The 21501-nt window shown below is 61.0% G+C and carries 17 protein-coding genes, 1 tRNA gene and 1 other RNA gene; 6 read left to right on the top strand and 13 right to left on the bottom strand.

From position 1 onward, the window contains the following. Window positions 1-57: 57 nt before the first annotated feature. From scpB to AC4CWF_RS07275, 6 genes are all read right to left on the bottom strand, one after another. A complete protein-coding gene (gene scpB / locus AC4CWF_RS07300; RefSeq protein ID WP_491285268.1) occupies window positions 58-708 on the bottom strand; it encodes an SMC-Scp complex subunit ScpB in 651 nt (216 codons plus the stop codon). Window positions 709-830: 122 nt separating this feature from the next. Further along, window positions 831-1673: a segregation and condensation protein A gene (locus AC4CWF_RS07295; RefSeq protein ID WP_491284473.1), complete on the bottom strand. Its 843-nt coding sequence runs from the start codon at window positions 1671-1673 to the stop codon at window positions 831-833. 38 nt (window positions 1674-1711) lie between these two features. Further along, window positions 1712-2728, bottom strand: a complete 1017-nt coding sequence (gene nagZ, locus AC4CWF_RS07290; protein ID WP_491284472.1) for a beta-N-acetylhexosaminidase — start codon at window positions 2726-2728, stop codon at window positions 1712-1714. A gap of 120 nt (window positions 2729-2848) precedes the next feature. After that, window positions 2849-5950, bottom strand: coding sequence for an SPOR domain-containing protein (locus tag AC4CWF_RS07285; RefSeq protein WP_491284471.1), 3102 nt, complete (start codon window positions 5948-5950; stop codon window positions 2849-2851). A gap of 67 nt (window positions 5951-6017) precedes the next feature. Beyond that, window positions 6018-7775 (bottom strand): arginine--tRNA ligase, encoded by a 1758-nt coding sequence (gene argS / locus AC4CWF_RS07280; protein WP_491284470.1) that lies wholly within the window; start codon window positions 7773-7775, stop codon window positions 6018-6020. A gap of 59 nt (window positions 7776-7834) precedes the next feature. Beyond that, window positions 7835-9052: a deoxyguanosinetriphosphate triphosphohydrolase gene (locus AC4CWF_RS07275; protein ID WP_491284469.1), complete on the bottom strand. Its 1218-nt coding sequence runs from the start codon at window positions 9050-9052 to the stop codon at window positions 7835-7837. Window positions 9053-9201: 149 nt separating this feature from the next. Between AC4CWF_RS07275 and erpA the strand changes: the two genes are divergently transcribed. Continuing rightward, the gene (erpA, locus tag AC4CWF_RS07270; protein ID WP_491284468.1) at window positions 9202-9534 is read left to right on the top strand and encodes an iron-sulfur cluster insertion protein ErpA; all 333 of its coding nucleotides are present in this window, start codon (window positions 9202-9204) and stop codon (window positions 9532-9534) included. An 86-nt stretch (window positions 9535-9620) separates the two neighbouring features. Further along, complete coding sequence (gene xth, locus AC4CWF_RS07265; protein WP_491284467.1) at window positions 9621-10412, top strand: exodeoxyribonuclease III; 792 nt, start codon at window positions 9621-9623, stop codon at window positions 10410-10412. A 77-nt stretch (window positions 10413-10489) separates the two neighbouring features. Here xth and exoR read toward each other — a convergent pair whose 3' ends face one another. From exoR to AC4CWF_RS07240, 5 genes are all read right to left on the bottom strand, one after another. Continuing rightward, a complete protein-coding gene (gene exoR, locus AC4CWF_RS07260; RefSeq protein ID WP_491285266.1) occupies window positions 10490-11266 on the bottom strand; it encodes an exopolysaccharide production regulator ExoR in 777 nt (258 codons plus the stop codon). Between the two features lie 579 nt (window positions 11267-11845). Next, a complete protein-coding gene (locus AC4CWF_RS07255; RefSeq protein ID WP_491285264.1) occupies window positions 11846-13078 on the bottom strand; it encodes an OmpP1/FadL family transporter in 1233 nt (410 codons plus the stop codon). A gap of 367 nt (window positions 13079-13445) precedes the next feature. Further along, on the bottom strand, window positions 13446-16373 hold the full coding sequence (locus AC4CWF_RS07250; RefSeq protein ID WP_491284465.1) for a valine--tRNA ligase: 2928 nt from the start codon (window positions 16371-16373) through the stop codon (window positions 13446-13448). 117 nt (window positions 16374-16490) lie between these two features. After that, window positions 16491-17357 carry a PopZ family protein gene (locus tag AC4CWF_RS07245; RefSeq protein WP_491284463.1) on the bottom strand — a complete coding sequence of 289 codons (867 nt, stop codon included), beginning with the start codon at window positions 17355-17357 and terminating at the stop codon, window positions 16491-16493. 266 nt (window positions 17358-17623) lie between these two features. Beyond that, on the bottom strand, window positions 17624-18274 hold the full coding sequence (locus tag AC4CWF_RS07240; protein WP_491285262.1) for a protein-L-isoaspartate O-methyltransferase family protein: 651 nt from the start codon (window positions 18272-18274) through the stop codon (window positions 17624-17626). 183 nt (window positions 18275-18457) lie between these two features. Here AC4CWF_RS07240 and AC4CWF_RS07235 point away from each other — a divergent pair, with 183 nt between their 5' ends. Beyond that, window positions 18458-18658 carry a hypothetical protein gene (locus tag AC4CWF_RS07235; protein WP_491284462.1) on the top strand — a complete coding sequence of 67 codons (201 nt, stop codon included), beginning with the start codon at window positions 18458-18460 and terminating at the stop codon, window positions 18656-18658. Between the two features lie 172 nt (window positions 18659-18830). Here AC4CWF_RS07235 and AC4CWF_RS07230 read toward each other — a convergent pair. Together AC4CWF_RS07230 and thyA are read right to left on the bottom strand one after the other, a co-directional pair. Next, window positions 18831-18904, bottom strand: a tRNA-Cys gene (locus AC4CWF_RS07230). 190 nt (window positions 18905-19094) lie between these two features. Beyond that, window positions 19095-20015 (bottom strand): thymidylate synthase, encoded by a 921-nt coding sequence (gene thyA, locus AC4CWF_RS07225; RefSeq protein WP_491284461.1) that lies wholly within the window; start codon window positions 20013-20015, stop codon window positions 19095-19097. A 235-nt stretch (window positions 20016-20250) separates the two neighbouring features. Between thyA and ssrA the strand changes: the two genes are divergently transcribed. From ssrA to AC4CWF_RS07210, 3 genes are all read left to right on the top strand, one after another. Then, window positions 20251-20624: a transfer-messenger RNA gene (gene ssrA / locus AC4CWF_RS07220) on the top strand. Window positions 20625-20755: 131 nt separating this feature from the next. Then, entirely contained in the window at window positions 20756-21262 is a 507-nt protein-coding gene (locus AC4CWF_RS07215; RefSeq protein ID WP_491284459.1) for an SspB family protein, read from the top strand. A 27-nt stretch (window positions 21263-21289) separates the two neighbouring features. Then, window positions 21290-21496 (top strand): DUF4169 family protein, encoded by a 207-nt coding sequence (locus tag AC4CWF_RS07210; RefSeq protein WP_491284457.1) that lies wholly within the window; start codon window positions 21290-21292, stop codon window positions 21494-21496. The last annotated feature ends 5 nt before the right edge of the window (window positions 21497-21501 follow it).

The following is a 21501-nucleotide window of genomic DNA, read 5'->3' as shown; positions in this document are numbered from 1 at the left end:
CATCACGCATCGGCTGCAGCCCCTGTCATGCAATAGTCCGGCAGGCGCCCATAGCAGCTATTCCTCGTCCCCGCCAGAAGGCGACAAAAGGCCAAGCTCCTCCAGATCGAGCTGGGTGATCGGATCCTCCTCATCGGAGAGATCATCCGCCGACAGGGGGATCGGAATGCGGAAATCCGGGGGAATGCGGCCAGAGAGAAGCCCCGCACCCTTCAATTCCTCAAGCCCCGGCAGGTCGCGGATCTCTTCTAGGCCGAAATGATCGAGAAAACGCGGCGTGGTGCCAAGCGTCACCGGACGGCCGGGCGTACGCCGTCGTCCACGAAAGCGCACCCAGCCCGCCTCCATCAGCACATCCAGCGTTCCCCGCGATGTCTGCACCCCGCGGATTTCCTCGATTTCGGCACGCGTCACCGGCTGGTGATAGGCAATGATGGCAAGCACTTCGAGTGCGGCACGCGACAGCTTGCGCTGTTCGGTATCATCGCGACGTATGACGAAGGAGAGATCGGCTGCCGTGCGAAACGCCCAGCGGTCATCGACGCGGATAAGGTTGACGCCGCGCGGCGCATAAAGCCGCACCAGCTTCGCCATGATCTTACGCAGATCAATACCGCGCGGCAGGCGCTCCAGCAGGTATGACTCGGAGACCGGTTCGGACGAGGCAAAGATCAGCGCCTCTGCCGTGCGTTCTGCCTCGATCTCCAGGCCGGACGTGCCCGCCGCGTTCGGCGTTGGCGAATCAGAATCTGGTGCCGGCGCCTCGGTCAGCACTTCGCCCGCATCGTCCAAAACCTCATGCTCATCCGGTTGCTGCACGCCGCAATCCCCTATTCGCCGGTTTGGTCGTCGGGCGGGCCGCCGGTCGTGCGACCTGTGCCCCGGCGCATATAGATCGGCGCGAACACGCCGTCCTGACGGATCTCCAGCTTGCCCTCGCGCACCAGTTCCAGCGATGCAGCAAAGGCGCTTGCCGTTGCCGTCACCCGGTCGGCGGCCGGTAGGTAATCCATGAGGTAGCGCTGCAGCACCGTCCAGTCGCCGATTTCGCCGAGCATGGAGGTCAGCATCTCGCGCGCTTCCACCAGCGACCACACCTTGCGCCGCTCGATAGTGACCTGCATCACCGCCTGACGCTGGCGCAGATTGGCATAGGCATTGAGGAGATCGTAGAGATTGGCCTCGAAGGCAGCGCCATTGCGCTCCGGGATATGTTCTGGCGCGCCGCGCGCAAAGACGTCGCGGCCGAGGCGATTGCGGTTGACGAGACGGGAGGCTGCCTCGCGCATGGCTTCCAGCCGCTTCAGGCGAAAGGCAAGCGTTGCCGCCATCTCTTCGCCGGTCGGGCCATCTTCCTGGCGCACCTGCTGGGGAATGAGCAACTTGGACTTGAGATAGGCAAGCCATGCCGCCATCACCAGATAATCGGCGGCAAGCTCGATGCGCACCCGGCGGGCGCTTTCGACAAACGAAAGATACTGTTCGGCCAGCGCCAGCACGGAAATGCGGGCCAGATCCACCTTCTGGGTGCGAGCGAGATGCAGCAGAAGATCGAGCGGGCCTTCAAACCCACCGACGTCGATGACCAGCGCCGGATCGCTCAGCGCGCGCGTCTCGTCATCCTTCCAGAGCCTGTCCATGGGAGTGGCAGATTGCGATGTCTCTCCGGCCATGCCCTGCCCCTTCCTGCCCTTCGCTGTGGCAGCCTGCCTCAGGCAACGGCCGTGAGGGCTGCAAATTCCGCGCGGATTGCCTCTTCGCTTGCACCATCGGCCGGCTGGAACGCCGCCTGCACGGCCTTGGCGCGCTCCAGCGACTTGCCCTGTAGATTTGGCACTTCGCGCACCACCTGTTTCATTTCGTCCATCAGGCCGTTGCAATGCAAGACAATATCGCAGCCACCGGCGACAATATCGGCCGCCCGCTCGCCAAGCGTGCCCTTCAGCGCGTTCATCGAGCTGTCGTCGGAGAGAAGCAGTCCGTCAAAACCGATCGATCCACGAATGACCTCCTCGATGACCGTGCGCGAGGTTGTCGCCGGGCGTTCGGCATCGATGGCGGTAAAGACGATATGGGCGCTCATCGCCATCACCTCATCCTTCATGGCGCGGAAGGGCGCAAAATCCTGCGCCTCCAGTTCAGCGCGCGAGGCGGTGACGACAGGCAGGTCATGGTGCGAATCAGCTGTTGCACGGCCATGGCCCGGCACGTGCTTCATGACGGGCAACATGCCGCCAGCCTTCAACCCTTCGGAGGCTGCCGTTCCAAGGGCCGTCACCACGGCGGGATCGCCGCCATAGGAGCGGTTGCCGATGGCAGGCGTTGCCCCCTCCACCAGCACGTCGAGCACCGGCAGGCAGTTGACGTTGATGCCGAGCTTCATGAGATCAAAGGCGTGCAGGCGCGACATCAGCCAGGCGGCACGAAGGCCGGCCGCCTTGTCTGCGGCAAACAGTGCGCCGAGATCGGCCGCCGCCGGATATTTATCCACCATCGGCGGACGGATGCGCTGCACGCGCCCGCCCTCCTGGTCGATCAGCACAGGCGCATCGGGCCGCCCGATCGTGTCGCGCATCGCCGCGACGAGATCGATGATCTGCTGGGGTTCGGCAAGGTTGCGGGCAAAGAGAATGAAGCCCCAGGGGCGTTCGTTCCGGTAGAGCGCGATCTCATCTGCCGTCAGCGCAAGACCTGCACATCCAAGGATCATTGCTTTCGATTGGCTCATGCGGAAGGGTCCTCGGCTGGATGATGTGCAAGCATGGGGGAATGGTTCAGGTGGCGTCAACGTCAAACGGGGCGTTTCCGCCCCGTTCGTGTCTCGATTGCCAGGGTTTGGCGCCCATGATTACCGGGCGATCAGGCAGGTGCCGCCGGCAGCGCGGTAACGTTCGCAGAGCGCTGCGGCCTCGTCCTTGGTGGAGCCGGCGGCAATGCGCACCCGGTAATAGGTGCCCTTGCCGGCAATGTCTGCGCGGGCAATGTCATGGGCCCGCCCGGACACAACGCTTGCAAACTTGCTGGAGATATTTGCGTAGGATTTCTGCGCTTCCGCCTCACTCGGCAGCGATGCCACCTGGATATAGTAGCCACCGGCCCCCGAGGAGGCCGCAGGTGCTGAAGCCGGCGCGGAAGCCTGGATTGGGCGTGCGGCAGCATCGGCAGCGGTCGCCACGACATTCGTCGGCTGGCGCGAGGGCCGAGCCGTCGGAACAGGCGCTGCAAACTGCGGCGCAGGTGTCGTCTCAGACGCTGCTGCGTCCTGCGTGCCGGTGAGCGCGGTCGTTTGTTCCACATCGACGCTTGCCAGCTCGGTGGGTGCCGTACCCTGCGGCTGCGAGATGGGCGTGATGCCTGCCACCGATTTGGGCTCGGCGAGTGCCGGTGATGCAGCAACGGTTTCGGCCCGGACCGGACGTGCCGGCGTCGATGCCTGCGCCGGAACGTCCGACACCTGCTCGACCAGCGTTCCATCCGGACGCACGATCATGGTCTTCACCCGACGTGGCATCACGGCAAGCTGGTCACCGGCCTGCTGGCCGGACTGTGCCGCGGCCTGCTGCGGCAGGAGGCGTGGATCCTGAGTGTCGCCCACCTCCGTCGATGCCGTTTCAGCGCCGTCTTCCTCGCCTTCCATCGGCAGGTTGTCGGGCATCAGCGTCTTCTGCACCACGTCCATCGGCTGCTCGTCGGAGGAAATCAGCGAGGACTGTTTCGGGTCGTTCAGTGCGCCGCCGGCAACACGATCATAAACCGCCTTGTCCTGGTTCGGCACTGTCTTGCCGCCCGGATTTTCAGGCGCAACCTTCACCGCATCCGTATCAGCGGCAATCACCACCGGGGCACCATTGCCGCTGATGCCCGATGTGCCACCGGCATACCAGGCATAGGCGGAAACGCCCGCCACCAGCACGAGACCGGCAACAGAGGCTGGAACGATCCAGCGCGCAGATGTGCGGCGCGGCGCCTCGTAATAGGCCTCCAGATCCTCCTCCCCCTCATCCGGGCCATCGGAACGGCCGGGCTGAATGGGCTGCGACAGCGTGCGGCGGAAATCCTCTTCCAGCGCCCGTTCAAAATCATCGAATTCATTCGCCGTCAGCGGCTGCTGCGGGGCTGGCGCGACGGCGGCTATCGACTGGGCAGCGCTCGGCGTCGCCCGGCTTCTGGGCGTTTCGCGCGTGCCCGCCGGTTGAGCGGTGTGCGTTTCAAACAGCGAAGCCAGTTCCTGATCAAGATGCAGGTCGAAATCCGAATGGACGACGGGGCGCTGCTCCGGCTCATGCACCGGCAAATCCGGCACATTGAGATCAGGAACGCTTTCCAGCATTTCCTCGGTATCGGCAAAAAGTGCGGGGTCGAAGGCATCCGGCGCGACATCCGGAACCGGCGCAGACACCGCTGCGGCACGCGGTGACACGGGCAACGGCTGCTCCGCCATGCCCGCCGCAGAGCGGGAGGACGCCAGGAACGCCGGAACGACGGGACTGACCGACGGTGCGACCGCCTGAGGACGGGCTGCAAACGGGGCGGGCGCAACGGCAGCGGACGGCATTGCCTCGCGCGTGGCGGCCGGGAGTTCGACCGGAGCCGGCGGCCGCGCGGGTGCAGCTGCCGCCGTCGAAGACGGTGCCGGTGCGCGCGGCTCATCGGCCAGAAGGTCAGAAAAATCGAGTTCCAGTTCCTCGAGAGACAGCTCGAAATCGTCCTCGTTCAACAGGTCGAGCGGTGCCGGTTCCTTTTTCGCGGCCGGTGCCATATCCAGGCCATGCGGTGCAAACGCCGGTTCCGCCACGTCAGGCGCTCGCGGCTGCGAAGACCGCGCGGCGTAGTGACCGACGTCGTAAACAGGCTCTTCCTGAGGCGAGAACCGCTCCTTCGGCGCTGCGTTCGAAGGTGCCGATACCGGCTCGAACGTCTGAACGTCAGGCACATCACGGGCGAAATCGGATGGCAGCAATTCCGGATCAAACAGATCGGATCGCGGCTCGGCACCTGCCGGAGCGAGCTGTTCGAACGCAGGCTGTTCGAAGGCAGGCTGCGGGGCGGCACGCATATCCCAACCCGGTTCCTCCCCGGCCATGTCCAACGGCGTCTGTTCGAAACGCGGTTCGGCAGGTGCCGAGGGCGCGGCCGTCATCGGCGGTTCACCCGTGCGTTCCGGCGCGCGGTGGAAATTGGCAAGCGGCATGCGGAAACCCGGCTCGTAAGCCTTCGCCGGCGGGCGCGACGAGGTTTTGCGCGCAACCGGCACCGGCGCTGCCACCAGAGATGTCTCCAGTTCCGAAATCAGATCAAGCTCGAAATTCTCGTCCATCACCGGCTGCGGGACGGAAGGTTCCGGCGCAGCGCGGACGGGATCGGCATCGCGCGAGACACCGTCAAGATCGGACCGATCGGCGCGATCGAAGGCAGGCTCTGCGACACGGTCCGGCTGAACGACGTTGCGGTTCCAGTCGCTTGAACTTTCACTATGCCTGCCTTGCGAAAACGTCGCGTCGGCCGACGGTGCGGGTGAAGCCTGCGGCACTTGGCCGGCATCAAGATCGTCCAGATCGGCAAACGGATCGCGACCGCGTGGCTCTGCTACGCGCGCCGGCTCCGGATAGTCATCCAAAGAATACGACCGACGAGAGTGATCGGCGTCCGGCCTGCGGACATTCGGATTTGCAGCATCGGCAACCGGCGCGCCGAGCGGCAGGTCATCCGAAGGGTCGAGACGGGGCGCCTCGTAACTTTCGAATTCGCGCAGCAATTCGTCTTCAAGATTGAAGGCCGGCTCGTGGCGGATCTGGGAGCCAGGCATTTCCGCCTGCCTCGCATTGGGCTGGAACCTTTGCGAGGGCCGCTCGTCGTAACCGGCAATCCGCGCAAGCTCCGCCAACGGATCGTCATCGGCAAAGAGATCCGGTCCGCTACCACGGCCAAGTGCAACGCTGTTGTCTGCCATACCTTCGTCCACTCACCTACGCTAACACAACCATCTGCCAGCGCATTATGGGGAAATGGTGGCGTGACTATCGCATCTCGTCCGGTGCAGCTGTGCCTGTAATGGACAGCCCGGACTTCAAGACAGAAGCGACGGCACGCACAAGCCCGAGCCTGGCGATGGTGGAGTTTCGGTCGTTATCCTTAACAAACCGTAAGTCAGGGTTGTCTTTGCCCTTATTCCAATGCGCATGGAAGGAACTTGCCAGATCATAAAGGTAAAAAGCAAGCCGATGCGGCTCCTGGGACAGGGCTGCGGCCTCAATCAGGCGCGGATATTCGGCAATTTTGGCAATCAACTGCATTTCCGCCGAATCAGTCACGCCGGAAACGGCAGCCGACAGATCAACTGATTCGATGTCAAGATCCGGGAATGCTTCGTTCGCCTGGCGGAAAATCGACATGCAGCGGGCGTGCGCATACTGCACGTAAAAGACCGGATTTTCCTTGGAGTGTTCGGTCACCTTGGCAAAATCGAAATCCAGCGGCTCGGAGTTCTTCCGGTAAAGCATCATGAAGCGCACGGGATCGCGGCCCACTTCATCCACCACTTCGCGCAGCGTGACGAAATCGCCTGAACGCTTCGACATCTTCACCGGCTCGCCGTCGCGATAGAGCTTCACCAGCTGGCAGAGGAGGACGGTGAGCTTGGCCGAACCGCCGGAGACGGCACGCGCCACGGCTTCCAGCCGCTTGACGTAACCGCCGTGATCGGCGCCGAGCACATAGATCATCTCGTCATAACCGCGATCGAACTTGTCCTTGAAATAGGCAACGTCGGCGGCAAAATAGGTGTAGCTGCCATCCGACTTGATCAGCGGACGGTCGATATCGTCGCCGACTTCGGTCGAGCGGAACAGGGTCTGCTCACGGTCTTCCCAATCTTCCGGCAACTGGCCCTTCGGCGGCGGCAGCGTGCCGCGATAGACATGGCCCTTGAAGGTGAGGTCGTTGATCGCCTGGCGAATGCGGGCAGCACCATCGGCATGCAGCGTGCGTTCCGAATAGAACACGTCGTGCTTTACGTTCAGCGCCTCGAGATCGGAACGGATCATCACCATCATGGCGTCGATGGCGCGGTCCTTGACCAGCGGCATCCATTCTTCCGGCGGCATATTGTGCAGCCGCGTACCAAATTCCTTGGCGAGCGCCTCACCAACCGGCACCAGATAATCGCCGGGATAAAGCCCCGCCGGAATGTCGCCAATGGTTTCACCCAGCGCTTCCCGGTAACGCAGGAAGACGGAGCGGGCGAGCACATCGATCTGCGAACCGGCATCGTTGATGTAATATTCCTTGGCCACTTCGTAGCCGGCAAATTCCATGAGGTTTGCCAGCGCATCGCCAACGACAGCGCCACGGCAATGGCCGACATGCATGGGGCCGGTCGGGTTGGCGGAAACGAACTCGACGTTGACCTTCTTGCCCCCACCCACGCTCGAGCGGCCGTAATCGGTGCCGGCGCGAATAACGGAGGCGAGCAGGCGCTGCCAGTAATTTTGCGAAAGCCGGATATTGATGAAGCCGGGGCCGGCCACCGTCACATCAACGACGTCGGCATCTTCCTTCAGCTTTTCGGCAATCACATCGGCAAGCGCGCGCGGGTTTGTGCCGAGCGGCTTTGCCAGCACCATCGCGGCATTGGTTGCCACGTCGCCATGGCTTGCGTCGCGCGGCGGCTCGATGGTGAGGCGGCTGAAATCGACGAGGTCGCGCTTTTCCCTGATGATGTCGAGGGTCTCGAGGGCGTCTTTGATCCGGACTTCGAAATCAGCGAAAAGGTTCATGGGTGTTTATCCGCGCAAACGACGGCGCAAGCCGTCCAGAGGTTCTGTTGGTGGGGTGCCTAGCCCAATTCGGGGGTATGGTCAAACATCCGGCGGTGGGCTTTCACCGCATAGGTATCGGTCATCCCCGCCAGATAATCGCCCACATGGCGCGCCTTTGCCGCCTCGCCAAGCCCTGCCATGTGGCTCACCCAATAATGGCTCTGCATCTGCGAGGGGTCTGCCATGTAGGCACCGAAAAGGTCGGTGACGATCTGCGCCGCCCCAGCGCGGATCCGCATGATTTCGGGATGGCGATAGATGCGCGAGAACAACAGCTTCTTGATCGCCTTGTCCGTCCTTGCCATCTCGTCGGAGAACGTCGCGACCACCTGATCTGCCGCACGGATATCCCCGACATTTTTCGGGGCAAGCGCATCGAGGCGCGCCTGCGCCACCGAAATCACATCCTCGACCATATGGGTGATCTGCCGGCGCATGATCTCGTTGGCAAAACGCGCCGGCTCCAGAACGGGATATTTTGCCCGGACCTCGGCCATCATGTCGGCAAGGAAAGGCACGTCCTCCAGCATCTCGAAGGTGAGATAACCGGAGCGCAGGCCGTCATCGATATCATGGGTATTGTAGGCGATATCATCAGCAATCGCTGCCACCTGCGCCTCGAGGCTTGCAAAGCTTGCAAGCTCCAGGTCGTTCAGCTCGCAGTAATCGAGGATCGGCTGCGGCACGGGGCCTTTGAGCCCGGTTCCCTCTGCATCCATCAGCGGCCCGTTGTGCTTCACAAGGCCTTCGAGGCTTTCCCAGGTGAGGTTGATGCCGTCGAACTCGGCATAACGGCGCTCCAGCTTGGTGACGATGCGCAGCGACTGGGCATTGTGATCGAAACCGCCATAGGGTTTCAGCATCTCGTCCAGCGCGTCTTCGCCGGTATGGCCAAAGGGCGTGTGACCGAAATCATGCACTAGCGCCACGCCTTCGGCCAGATCCTCATCGATCTTCAGCGCGCGCGCCAGGGCACGGGCAATCTGCGCCACCTCGATCGTATGGGTGAGACGCGTGCGGTAATGATCGCCGTCGACGCCGATGAACACCTGCGTCTTGTGCTTCAGCCGGCGAAATGCGGTCGTATGCACGATGCGGTCGCGGTCACGCTGGAATTCGGACCGGGTCAGGCTGGAGCTTTCGGGAAAAAGGCGGCCGCGTGACGACCAGGGATCGGATGCATAGATGGCGCGTTCGCCGGAGCCAAATCCCAGACTGCGTGTGTCGATCGTCATGCTTAAACCTGTTTTGCACCCAACTTCGTGCCAGAGGTGCGAAGCACCCATTGACGCCTGATTTAACCCTTCATACCTATAGAGCAACAACGGCGCAAAGCCGATGACAGCAATCTCCGGGCCTTGAACCCGGCAGGAAGGCAAAAATCATGACCGAAACCACCGTCACCCTCTCCGAAGCCGCAGCAAAGCGCATCGCCCAGATCGTCAGCGCCGATTCCAACAACAAGGCGCTGCGCGTATCCGTCGAAGGCGGCGGCTGTTCCGGCTTTTCCTACAAGTTCGATCTCACCGACGCCGAGACAGACGACGACGTGGTGGTGGCACGCGGCGAGGCCAAGGTTCTGATCGACAGCATGTCGCTCATCTACATGGCCGGCTCCGAGATCGATTTCGTCGACAACCTGCTCGGCCAGTCGTTCCAGATCAAGAACCCGAATGCGGTGGCAAGCTGCGGCTGCGGCACCAGTTTTTCCATCTGAAGCTTTCAACGGTTGAGGAGAACGGCTTTTGCCGCTTCCCCTCGCCTGTCCATGCGTTAAAAGGAACCGACGAGAGGGACCGACGCATGAAAATCGCCACCTGGAACATCAACGGCATCAAGGCGCGCATCGAGAACCTGTGCCAATGGCTGACCGATTTTTCGCCAGACATCGTCTGCCTGCAGGAAATCAAGTCGGTGGACGAGGGTTTCCCCCGCCTGGAGATCGAAGCGCTCGGTTATCATGTCGAGACGCACGGCCAGAAGGGCTTTAATGGCGTGGCGATCCTCTCGAAGCTCAAGCCGGAAGACGTGATGCGCGGCCTGCCGGGCGATGAGACCGACGAACAGTCGCGTTATATCGAAGCGGTGTTTTCTTGGCCGTCAGGCGTGGTGCGGGTTGCCTCGATCTACCTGCCGAACGGCAATCCCTCGGACGATCCGGTCAAATACCCCTACAAGCTTGCCTGGATGGAGCGCCTGCGCCGCCACGCCGAGCAGCGCCTGACGCTGGAGGAGCCGCTGATCCTGGCCGGCGACTACAATGTCATTCCCGAACCGCACGACTGCTTCGACCCAAAAGTCTGGGCAACTGATGCGCTCTTCCTGCCGCAGACGCGGGCGGCCTTCCGCCGGCTCGAAAATCTCGGCCTGACGGACGCTGTGCGCGCCACCAGCGACCAGACAAAACTCTACACATTCTGGGATTACCAGGCCGGTGCCTGGCAGAAAAACAACGGCATCCGCATCGATCACCTGATGCTGTCGCCGGAAGCCGCCGACCGGCTGACGGCAACGTCGATCGAAAAGACCGTGCGCGCCTGGGAAAAACCTTCAGACCACGTGCCGGTGGTCGGTTATTTCGACTTTACGGCGTAAAATAGCAGCGCAATCGCTGCGCACGCGCCACCGGCTCGTCTTTTGACGTGCCGGGGCAGTCATCTCTGTCTAAACGGTTATTCGTCCCCGCCATTGGCGGCAAACTGCTGTGAGAGAACGATGGCCGTGCGGCGGTCATGTTCACTGGACAGGGAAAACGCATCTTCCTGCAGCTGCTGCATCCAGGGACAATCCTTCTGGGTACAGCGATCAAGCGCTGCGGTGAGGAATGCAAGGCCGCGTACCGTCTGGCCCTCTTCGAACAACACATTACCAAACACCGCCATGGCGCCGGCATGGCCGCTCTTGCGCGCCTGGTTCAGCCACTTCTTGGCCTGCTGCATGTTCGGTGCACCGCCCTCGCCGGCCATGATCATCTTGGCCAGCTGGAACTGCGCCTCGGCAACGCCAAAGGTGGACGCGGCCTGGAAATAGAGCTGGCGGGCCTGCGACAGGTCCACCCGCACCGGCGAACCCGGAATGCCGTGGCGGTAATAATCGGCCAGCGACAGCAGGGCATTAACGAAAAAGCCGGTGTCTTCCGAGCCGGGCTCGACGCCCTGGCTTGCAATCTCGTTGTAGATCTTGAAGGCTTCGAAATCATTCTTCGCCACGCCATCGCCAAAGGCATACATGTTGGCAAGTGCCCAGCGCGACCCCGTGTGCCCCTTTTCGGCGGCATATTTATAGGCCTCGACCGCATCCTGCTTCTGGCCGTTCTTGTAGGCCTTGAAACCGAACTTGAAGAGATCGAAGGGACCGGATTCCTTGCTGACGCCGGCATTGATGTCGAACGCCGCGCAAGGGCTGAAGGCTGTCACCGCCAGCATCAGTCCGGCGGCCCAGGAGCCCATCGAACGGTGGATAATGAGCGGCATGTTCAGACTTCCTTAACCATGCCGGTGTTTGATCGGAGTGTGCGCGAAAGCATCGATTTGGATTTATCTGCCTGATAGGTGTGGCCGCAGATCACAATAAGGGTCATGCACGTACTCCGAACAAACGATCATTGACACCGGTAATCGCGAACCCGGTGCAAGCCGGAAACATCGGCCTTTGCCGTTTCCGGATGTTCAGAGGATAGAACGCGTTTTCGGCAATACTGCGACCCGTTCCTGCAATGTGTGGTGGCACGCGGAGACACCCGGCAGAGCAAGCGCTCGCACTGGCCATCCACGGCATTTCACTGAAGAATTCGCCCATGATACTCCGATATGCGCCCCCGCCCCCGCAGGTCCGCTCTTCTTGTCGGCCCTATCGCTGCTCCTCGTTTGTGGCGGGAAATAGACATTAAGGCCGACGACAATACTACGGATGATTGTCGTAAGAATCTGTTGCCGAATCGTCACAAAACGCGAAAGCAGCACAGTATTCCCGGTAAACGTAAAAAGGCCCGGCGCAAGCACCGGGCCTTGGCGAAAATCGGACAACCTTCAGAAGCGAACCTTGAGGGACGTCGAGATGGCGGCCACCAGATCGTCGTCAAAGCTGTAGCGGATTTCATTGCCGTAGCTTTCTCCACCCAGCGTCACCGGACCGGAAGACCCGCCGGTCAGGACGCCGAGCACGCCGGCAAGGCGGATTTCGACATTCTTGTTCGGCTGGTAGGCAAGGCCTGCACCGACGCTCCAGGTATCCGTCTGCGTGCCAAAACCCTGCGACGTCCCGCGGTCCCAGGTGAGGCTCAGCGCACCGCTCCATTGGTCGTTGAACTTGTGCCCGACGCCGCCGGAGAGCGTCCAGCCATCGCGGAAGCCGAGCGGCAGGTTGGTGATATCATTGGCGGTAGTGCAATTGGTGGTGCTGCCCACCACGCAGAACGGAACCGTCTGCAACTGGCTCCAGTCAACCCATTTTGCCGAACCGAACACCAGCCAGCCGGGCGCCACGCCCGTCTGCACCTTCAACTCCAGCGAATCCGGCATCGCCTGCGATCCGAAGATATTATACACCTGACCATTGACCTGAGACAGGTTCAGCGTGCCGGTGATTTCATCAAACTTCACCTCACTGTTGTAGACGAGGCTGGCCCGGAAGGCATATTCGGGAATTTCATAGGCAAGACCGGCGCGCCAGCCCCAGCCGTCTCCCGCGAGCTTGAGCCGTCCAACGCCATTGCCGAATGATGTGGCAGCATCGGGAACGACGAGACGATCCTTGAACCCCTCGACTTCCTGATAGACACCGCCGCCAATCAACCGCAACTGCCCCGGCCCCATGTCGAAACGGTAGGAGCAGGTTACCGCGTAAGCGTCACTCTCCACCTTGGTTTCGATATTATCGTTGGCGCCGCGCCAATTCGCGCCGGGCTTGGTGTGAGCGCCCCATGGCTGCGAATAGTCCGCCATGCAGTCCACGCTGTCGCCGATGGCAGCCTTGATACCGATACGCGGCACCCAATAGCTTTCGGAATCATCCGCGGTCGTTGTCCCGCCGTTGGCTCCATTGGACCCCAGGCCATTCGCACTGTTGGTATCCTGGACGTTCTTGACCTTGCGCTGCGGCATTACATAGGTGCTTGTTGCTTCCGCTGCGACCGTTGACGGGTCGAACAGAAGATCGATGTTGTAGCCACCGCGCTCCAGCCCCCCTGCTGCAGCTGCTGTGTGCAGAGCGGCGGCCGCAACAGTGGCCAGCACTCCTCTGCAGATCAATTTGCTTGTCATGTGTCTTTCACTCCCCTGCACATATGCAAACAAGCCTAACTGTATGTGTTTGAAAGACAACTTCTCAATTCCATGCCGCACCGCAACACCCCACTTGCCCGATTTACGTAAATTTCCGAGGACAAGGAGCCATAAACCCTTCCAGGCGTATTTTTTTCTACGATTTTTGCGAAAACGCAGGTTTTCCCAGAAGATCATTCTTCATTCTGGCACAAGCGTTGCTGAAAAAACACAAAAGACACAATCTCTCAGCGCAGCTATGGGCGCCCCGACATCGCAGCGTTGCCGCCACCGTCCCAAAACGGAACCGGCCCCGCCTGCAGGACGCTGGCGGGGCCGGATCAGTGCAGTTGATTCGAAACGGGTGTTACCCGGCTTCGTTGATGCGCTGGAGCGCCGTTTCAAGGCTTGCGCGCTGTATGCCCAGTTCCGCCAGCCGCTCGCGTTCGGCAGCAACGACCTCCGGATCGGCATTGGCGACGAATTTCTCGTTACCGAGCTTCTTCTCGCCACGCTCGATGTCGGCCGCCGTCTTGCCCAGTGCCTTTTCGATGCGGGCCCGTTCGGCCGAGAGGTCGATCAGGCTGCCGAGCGGCAGGCAGGCGGTTGCCTCTCCGATCACCACCTGGGCGGCGCCACGCGGAGCCTCTGGCGCAAGCGCAATGCTTTCAACGCGCGCCAGCCGCATGATGGCGGCCTCATGGCGCTGCAGGCGGCCTTCGGTCAGCGCCGTGGCACCCACCACGATCAGCGGCGCCTTCGCCGACGGCGGCACGTTCATTTCCGAACGCGCCGAACGAAGGCCGGTGACGAGATCGACCAGCCAGTTGATTTCGGAGGCAGCGGCTGCATCCTCAAAACCCGGCAGCGGCCAGTCGGCATGGCACAACAATCCGTCGCGCGTCTCACCCTCGCCGGCACTATGTTCCCACAGCTCTTCCGTCATGAATGGCATGAACGGATGCAGCAGCTTGTAGGATTCCTCCAGCACATAGGCGACACAGCCCTGGGCTTCGGCCTTGGCCACTTCGTCTTCGCCGGAGAAGATCGGCTTCAGCAGTTCCAGATACCAGTCACAGACCTGGTTCCACACGAAGCGGTAGAGGCTAACGGCGGCATCGTTGAAACGCTGCGTCTCGATGGCCGTCGTGACCTCGGCAATCGTGGCGGAGAGTTCGGTAAGGATCCAGCGGTTGACCGTCTGGGTGGCGGCCTGCGGCAGGAAGTTCGGATCGCGCTTGACGCCGTTCATCTCGGCAAAGCGCGTGGCGTTCCACAGCTTGGTGCCAAAGTTGCGGTAGCCGGCGATGCGGGCCGGATCAAGCTTCACGTCACGCCCCTGCGCTGCCATGATGGCGAGCGTAAAGCGCAGCGCATCGGCGCCGTATTCGTCGATCAGGTCGAGCGGATCGATGACGTTGCCCTTCGACTTCGACATCTTCTGGCCGGTCTTGTCGCGCACCAGCGCATGCACATAGACCGTGTTGAACGGCTCGACGGGGTTGCCGTCCTCGTCCTTCATGAAGTGCAGGCCCATCATCATCATGCGGGCGACCCAGAAGAAGATGATGTCAAAACCGGTGACGAGCACATTGGTCGGATAATAACGGGCAAGCTCCGGCGTCTGATCGGGCCAGCCGAGCGTCGAGAAGGGCCAGAGCGCCGACGAGAACCAGGTGTCGAGCACGTCCTCGTCACGGATCAGGATTTCGCCGGGCTTGAAGTTTTCCAGCTTCTCCTGCACCCAGGCCTTCCATGGGCCTTCATGTGCCAGGTAATGCTGGATGGCAGCATCGAGGGCTTCTTCCTCGCTCTTTTCAACAAAACACTGACCGTCAGGACCATACCAGGCGGGGATCTGGTGACCCCACCAGAGCTGGCGCGAAATGCACCAGGGCTGGATGTTTTCCATCCATTCGAAATAGGTCTTGTCCCAGTTTTTGGGCACGAACTTGGTGCGGCCTTCGCGCACGGAGGCGATTGCCGGTTCGGCCAGCGTCTTGGCATCGACAAACCACTGGTCGGTCAGCATCGGCTCAATGACGACGTTGGAGCGATCGCCAAAAGGCTGCATGATCTTCTTGTTTTCGACGTAAGGCACGTCATTGCCTTCGGCGTCCTTGACGGTGACGGCAAGGCCTTCGGCATTGATCGCATCAACGATGCGCTTGCGCGCCTCGTAACGGTCGAGACCGCGATACTCTTCCGGAACGAGGTTGATCTCGTCGACTTCCGCTTCGCCGGGCACATCGCCGCTGCGCGCAAACGCCTGCGCCTGCGCAGCGCACGTGGCATAGTCCTCGCCATCGGCGCGCATCTGCGCCTGGCCGTCCATCAGCCGGTAGAGCGGAATGTTGTTGCGCTTGGCGACCTGATAGTCGTTGAAATCATGCGCGCCGGTGATTTTCACCGCGCCCGAGCCAAACGTCGGGTCCGGGTATTCATCGGTGATGATCGGGATCAGACGGCGCTGCGCCTTCGGGCCGACCGGGATTTCACAGAGCTTGCCGATAATGGCGGCATAACGCGCGTCGGAGGGATGGACGGCAACCGCGCCATCGCCCAGCATGGTTTCCGGACGAGTCGTCGCAATCGAGATGTAATTGCGCTCTTCCTGCAGCGTAATCGTTCCGTCCGCATCCTTTTCCACATAGGTGTAGGTTTCGCCGCCGGCGAGCAGATACTTGAAGTGCCACATATGGCCGTCGACTTCGCGGTTTTCCACCTCGATGTCGGAAATCGCCGTTTCAAACTGCGGGTCCCAGTTGACCAGACGCTTGCCGCGATAGATCAGGCCTTGCTTGTAGAGCGTGACAAACACTTCGAGAACCGCCTTGGACAGGCCCTCATCCATGGTGAAGCGTTCGCGCGACCAGTCACAGGAGGCGCCCAAGCGTTTCAGCTGGTTGAAGATCAAGCCGCCCGATTCGTCCTTCCACTCCCAGACCTTGTCGATGAAGGCCTCGCGGCCCATGGCGCGGCGGCCCGGAAGCTGGGCTTCCATCAGCTTGCGCTCCACCACCATCTGCGTTGCGATGCCCGCATGGTCCATGCCCGGCTGCCACAGCACGTCCTTGCCGCGCATGCGCTCGAAGCGCACCATGATGTCCTGCAGCGTGTTGTTCAGCGCATGGCCCATATGCAGCGAGCCCGTCACGTTCGGCGGCGGGATGACGATGGTGAAGGTTTCAGCGTCCGGCTTTGCGTTGGCGCCGGCGCGAAACGCATTGGCCTCGTCCCATGCGGCTGCGATTTTCGGTTCGACGGCGGCGGAATCATAGGTTTTTTCGAGCATTTTCCGACCAGATTTCGAGTTCTCGTTGGCTTGGGTGTAAATAGGACTGGCAAATCCAAGTCAATAAAAAAGGCCGCCTTGAAAAAAGCGGCCCTTTGGAAGCGGTAGCGTTTTGGATCAGCGGCGCGGGCCGCGCGCCACCCGTTCGATCTCTTCGCGCACGAGGCGCTCCACCAGCGTCGGCAGGTTATCATCCAGCCATTCGCGCAACATCGGCTGCAACAGATCGCGCGCCATGTCTTCCACCGACTGGCGCTCGAGACCGTTGAAGATGTCAGCGAGTTCGTTGAACGAGCGAGCCACCTGCGCACCGGCTTCTTCCGACAACAACATGCGATGTGCCGCATCCTCGATCCGCGCCGGCAGCGACGCCGGTTCTTCTTTTACCTCGACCTCGGAAACCTCGGTCATGCGCTGCACCTGCGGCGCCTCTTCAACTGGCCGATCCATTGGCAGAGCAACCGTTTCCACCGCCTGCGGCGCTTCGTCCCTCAACGGGCGCACCTCGGCAACCGGCCGGGGTTCGGGCGCCTGCTGCGCGGCACGTGCCGAAATCGGCTCCGGCACACGTCCGGCTGCAGCGCGAACGCGGGCGGCGACATCGGCAAGCGACAGGCTGCGTTCCGGCTGCGGCGCAGGGGCCGGCGGCGTGGATGTTACGGCCGATTGCGCTTCGGCGGCAAAACGCTGGCGAGTCGCTGCATCAAGCGTCGGGCGAAGCGGGGCCGGTTCAGAATAATTTTGCGAAAATGGCAGACCCGGATCGTTTGCCGCCCTTTGCGGCACAAAGGATGCGTCCATCTCTTCTGAGATATCGATGCTGTCTTCGTCTTCCTCGAAGGAAGATGTTTCGGCAAAGGGCGAAGCCTGCGGGCGGCTCAGCGCCTGGCCTTCGCCAACCGGATCATTGCTTTCGATGATCCGGCGGATCGAAGCCAGGATTTCTTCCATGGAAGGTTCGCGCGCGACACTTGGCTGAGCCATCTTCATCCCCGATTTCGTGATCGACGGCCGTTTCCGGGTTTACAGGGCACGATACCGAGCAAAGAAGAAGGGCCGAATCGGGTTCGAGTGTACGCGATGCGGGTGGCACCCCACAATTGCCGCCCCCGGTCACGCCTGCGCGATGCACAGCTTTCTCAGCCGCGCCGGCCGACCGTGCTAACTCTGCCCTGGCCGCCACAATGCAATCGGCCCGGAAACACAAAGTTTCCGGGCCGAGCATCTGAAAATCGTTGCCCAAAAGGCTCTTAGAAAACGAATTCCTTTGCCTTGCGGAAACCGGGAAGCGGCTTGACCGAGGTGTTGAAGAAGGCGCTTTCGGACACCACGCCGTTTTCCTTGCGGAAGACGCGCGCCGTGGAGGCATTGCCATAACCCACAACCGTGACCAGGCGGCCGCCGTCGCGCAGCTGGGCAAAGAGAGGTTCGCTCACCTGTTCAACGGCACCGTTGATGAAGATGAGATCATAAGGGGCTTCAGCCGCATAACCGGCTTCCATGTCGCCGCTGACGACAACGGCATTGTCGCAGCCGAGCGCCGACAGCGTTTCGGTGGCCTTGGTGGCAAGACCCGCATCGCTTTCGAGCGCAACGACAGCACTTGCCATATTGGAGAGCAGTGCCGTGGCATAACCGGTGCCGCAGCCGACTTCCAGAACCACGTCATCCTTGGTCACGGCGGCAAGCTGCAGGAGTTTTGCCAGCGGCGAGGCTTCCATCAGGTAGCGACCGGGCGCCACTTCGATATCATTGTCGATATAGGCGAGCGCCTTCAGATTTTCCGGCACGAAAGCCTCGCGCGGCACCGTCAGAAAGGCTCGCAGCACGGAATGGGCGGTGACATCGGTGGTGCGCACCTGATTGTCGACCATCTTGATACGTGCTGCTTCAAAATCCATCATCGTCGTTCGCCTCGTGAAAGCGTCTATGTGGTCTTCTCATTACTGGGGGTGCGATTGGCTTTCAAGACCGGCTGTGCGCAAGCGCGGCCAAAAAGCGATGGGCACCCGTCATAAAACCACGGAACAATCCCCGGATCGACCCGTTGGCTCTTCAGAGAAGACCATGAAAGGGAGACAGAGATGCCAACGACACTTCCCAATCCCCCGGTAGACCCGACGGAAGGTCCGCGCGGGCCGACCCCTGCCCCCGGCGTTCCAGACCGGACCCAGGAAAAACCGCCGCTGACACCCGCGCAGGATCCGGGCGATACCAAGAACCCCAACGATCCGACGCTGCAGCCGGCCCTGATGCCGATCGGCGACCCCGCCGGCATGGCGTGAGCAGCGCTCCTGCCAGTTGAGATTTCAAGAAGACCGCCTTTTGCACCGCATGAGGCGGCCATTTTTGTGGCGCGTCAGCGGGTTATCCGCTCCGGGACAAGAAACAGCGCAGCCATAAAAGCGGATCCGGCGGTATCACCGGTCTCTTGTATCAATAATGTTGGAAAAAGGTTGGAGGCCTCGCCCGGAATCGAACCGGGGTGCAAGGATTTGCAGTCCTCTGCGTAACCACTCCGCCACGAGGCCAACCAGATATTAAAAGCGTGTGGTGACGGGCGTTTAGAACGGATCTTAAAACTGTGCAAGTCCTTTCCGTCATGCCGCAAGGATTTTTCAGATGATCCCGCGAAAGAGGGGCGCGTCATTCATTGAGGCAGAGAACGACGCGCGCAGTCGAACGAGACCGGCCTTGCGCATATGCAACCTGAAAACTCCGTCAGACGGCCACCGGCGCCTCGATGGGAGGGTGCGGATCATAACCCGTCACCTCGAAATCCTCGATTCGGTAGCCATCGATGCTGTCGGGTCGTCTCAGAAGCTTCAACTTCGGGAACGGGCGTGGCTCGCGCTTCAGGATGGTTTCGGCAAGTTCGATATGGTTGAGGTAGAGGTGGACATCGCCGCCCACCCAGATCAGCTCATCCGGCACCATGTCCACCTGCTGCGCCACCATCGCGAGAAGGGCGGCCTGCTGGCAGACATTGAAGGGGTTGCCGAGACCGAGATCGTTCGAGCGGACACCGACCATCAGCGACAGCTTTGCCGGCCCCGAGGCATCATCATCCATTCCGCGCACAAAAAACTGGTAGAAGTTGTGGCAGGGGTTTAGGGCCATCTGGCTGAGATCGGCGACATTCCAGGCGTGGAACAGCATACGACGGCTGGTTGGATTGCTGCGCAGCGTCTCGATGACAGTGGAGATCTGATCGTGCTCACGGCCATCGGGACCGAGCCAGCGACGCCATTGCTTGCCGTAGACCGGGCCGAGATCGCCCCAGGCCAGCGCAAACTCCTCGTCCTCAAGCACCTTCGCCTCGAATTCCTGCTGCGAAATCTCGATGCCGGTTGCCTTGCGATATTTATCGAGCGGCCAGTCGGTCCAGATGCGGACATTTTCCTGCAGGAGCGAGCGGATGTTCGTCTGGCCCGTCAGGAACCAGAGCATCTCCTTGACTGCCGTCTTCCAGTAGACACGCTTGGTCGTATAGACCGGGAATGTGCTATCGGACATGTCGAAGCGCATCATCGCACCGAAGGAGGCGAGCGTGCCGACGCCGGTGCGGTCGATGCGTCTGTCGCCTTTGGCAAGCACGCTCTCGACGAGATCGAGATATTGATATTCCGGATGACGCGCCATCTGATCTTCCTTAAGTCTCTGCGCGGCCGTGACGTCCGCTGCGGCGTGCCACACGCCGATCGCGCGGGCTCGACCCGCCTTTCATGGCGGCGATCATAGGGGAATGGTCTGGCTATAGACAGACCCGGCACGGCCACTTTCCCCACCATTCCTTACCAAACGATGGAGACTGCCGCATCCATGCGCCAACCATTGCCGTCTCCCACGGAAACGCTTTGAAAACAAAAGCGGAGCCCCCCTTTTCAGCGCCCCATAAAACACCTATATCACTCGTGCCGGGGCTTGCTCCGGCTATGGCAATAAACTGTCGGTGTAATAAACCTATTGGACCCGGGGGCGGTACCCGGCGCCTCCACCAAAAACCGGCCGAACCATTTCAAATGGGCCGGCTTCTGATGGGGGCGAAATAGGATCGACAAGGGCGTAAAGATCGAACTTTTGCTCGGCATGATACCGCCGTTATCGGGTCACAAGTGTAGTTGCAAATGACAACAACGCTAAGGGTTATGCTCTCGCTGCCTAACGGCGGTGCGGGAAATCCGAACCAAGTCCTCTAGGTTAGCCCCTTGAGGCGGGGTCCGAAGGCACCTGGCAACAGAAGCCTTCACTTTTCCATTTGCCAGTTTTTCGCTATGATCGTCAGTAAGCACACCGCGGGACTTCCGTGTGGCGCGCACCTGTCTTATAACGGGGACGGCAAATCGCCGGAACACGACGAACTTGATTGGAAGAAGGCACCTATGGGGCAGGATCACATCCGTTACGACATTCTGGCGCAGGACGCATTGCGTGGCGTCATCCGTAAGGTTCTGACCGAGGTGGCCGCAACCGGCCGGCTTCCGGGTGATCATCATTTCTTCATCACCTTCCTCACCGGCGCGCCGGGCGTGCGCATCTCGCAGCACCTGAAGACCAAGTATGTCGAGCAGATGACGATCGTCGTCCAGCACCAGTTCTGGGACCTCAAGGTGACCGATACGCAGTTCGAGATCGGCCTGTCCTTCTCCGATACGCCGGAACGTCTGGTCATTCCGTTCAACGCCATCCGTGGCTTCTATGATCCCTCCGTCAATTTCGAACTCGAATTCGAAGTGCCTATGGTCGAGGAAGACGAGACATCGGCGGAAATCACCGCCTATCCGGTGGACGCCACGGCAAAGCCCGCCGCCGAAGGCGACCAGAATACCGGTGAAGAAAAGAAGCCCGCATCGGTGGTGTCGCTCGATTCCTTCCGCAAGAAGCAGTAACCGGTTTCCTATTCAAAAGAGGGCGCCATGAGCGCTGATGTCGTCAACCTTCGCCAGTTTCGAAAAACGAAGGCGCGCTCTGAAAAAGAGCGCCAGGCGGAGCAGAACCGCATCACGTTCGGGCGCACCAAGGACGAAAAGAACCTCACTCGGGCGCTCAATGACAAGGCTGAAAAGAGCCTTGATCAGGGGCGCCTGGAGGCTAAGAACACCGACGGTCCACATGAGGACTAATTTCT

It is taken from the genome of Neorhizobium sp. PAMB6630 (assembly GCF_058242775.1).
The sequence above is the reverse complement of the archived record's forward strand: the minus strand, read 5'-3'. Positions and strand labels throughout refer to the sequence as shown.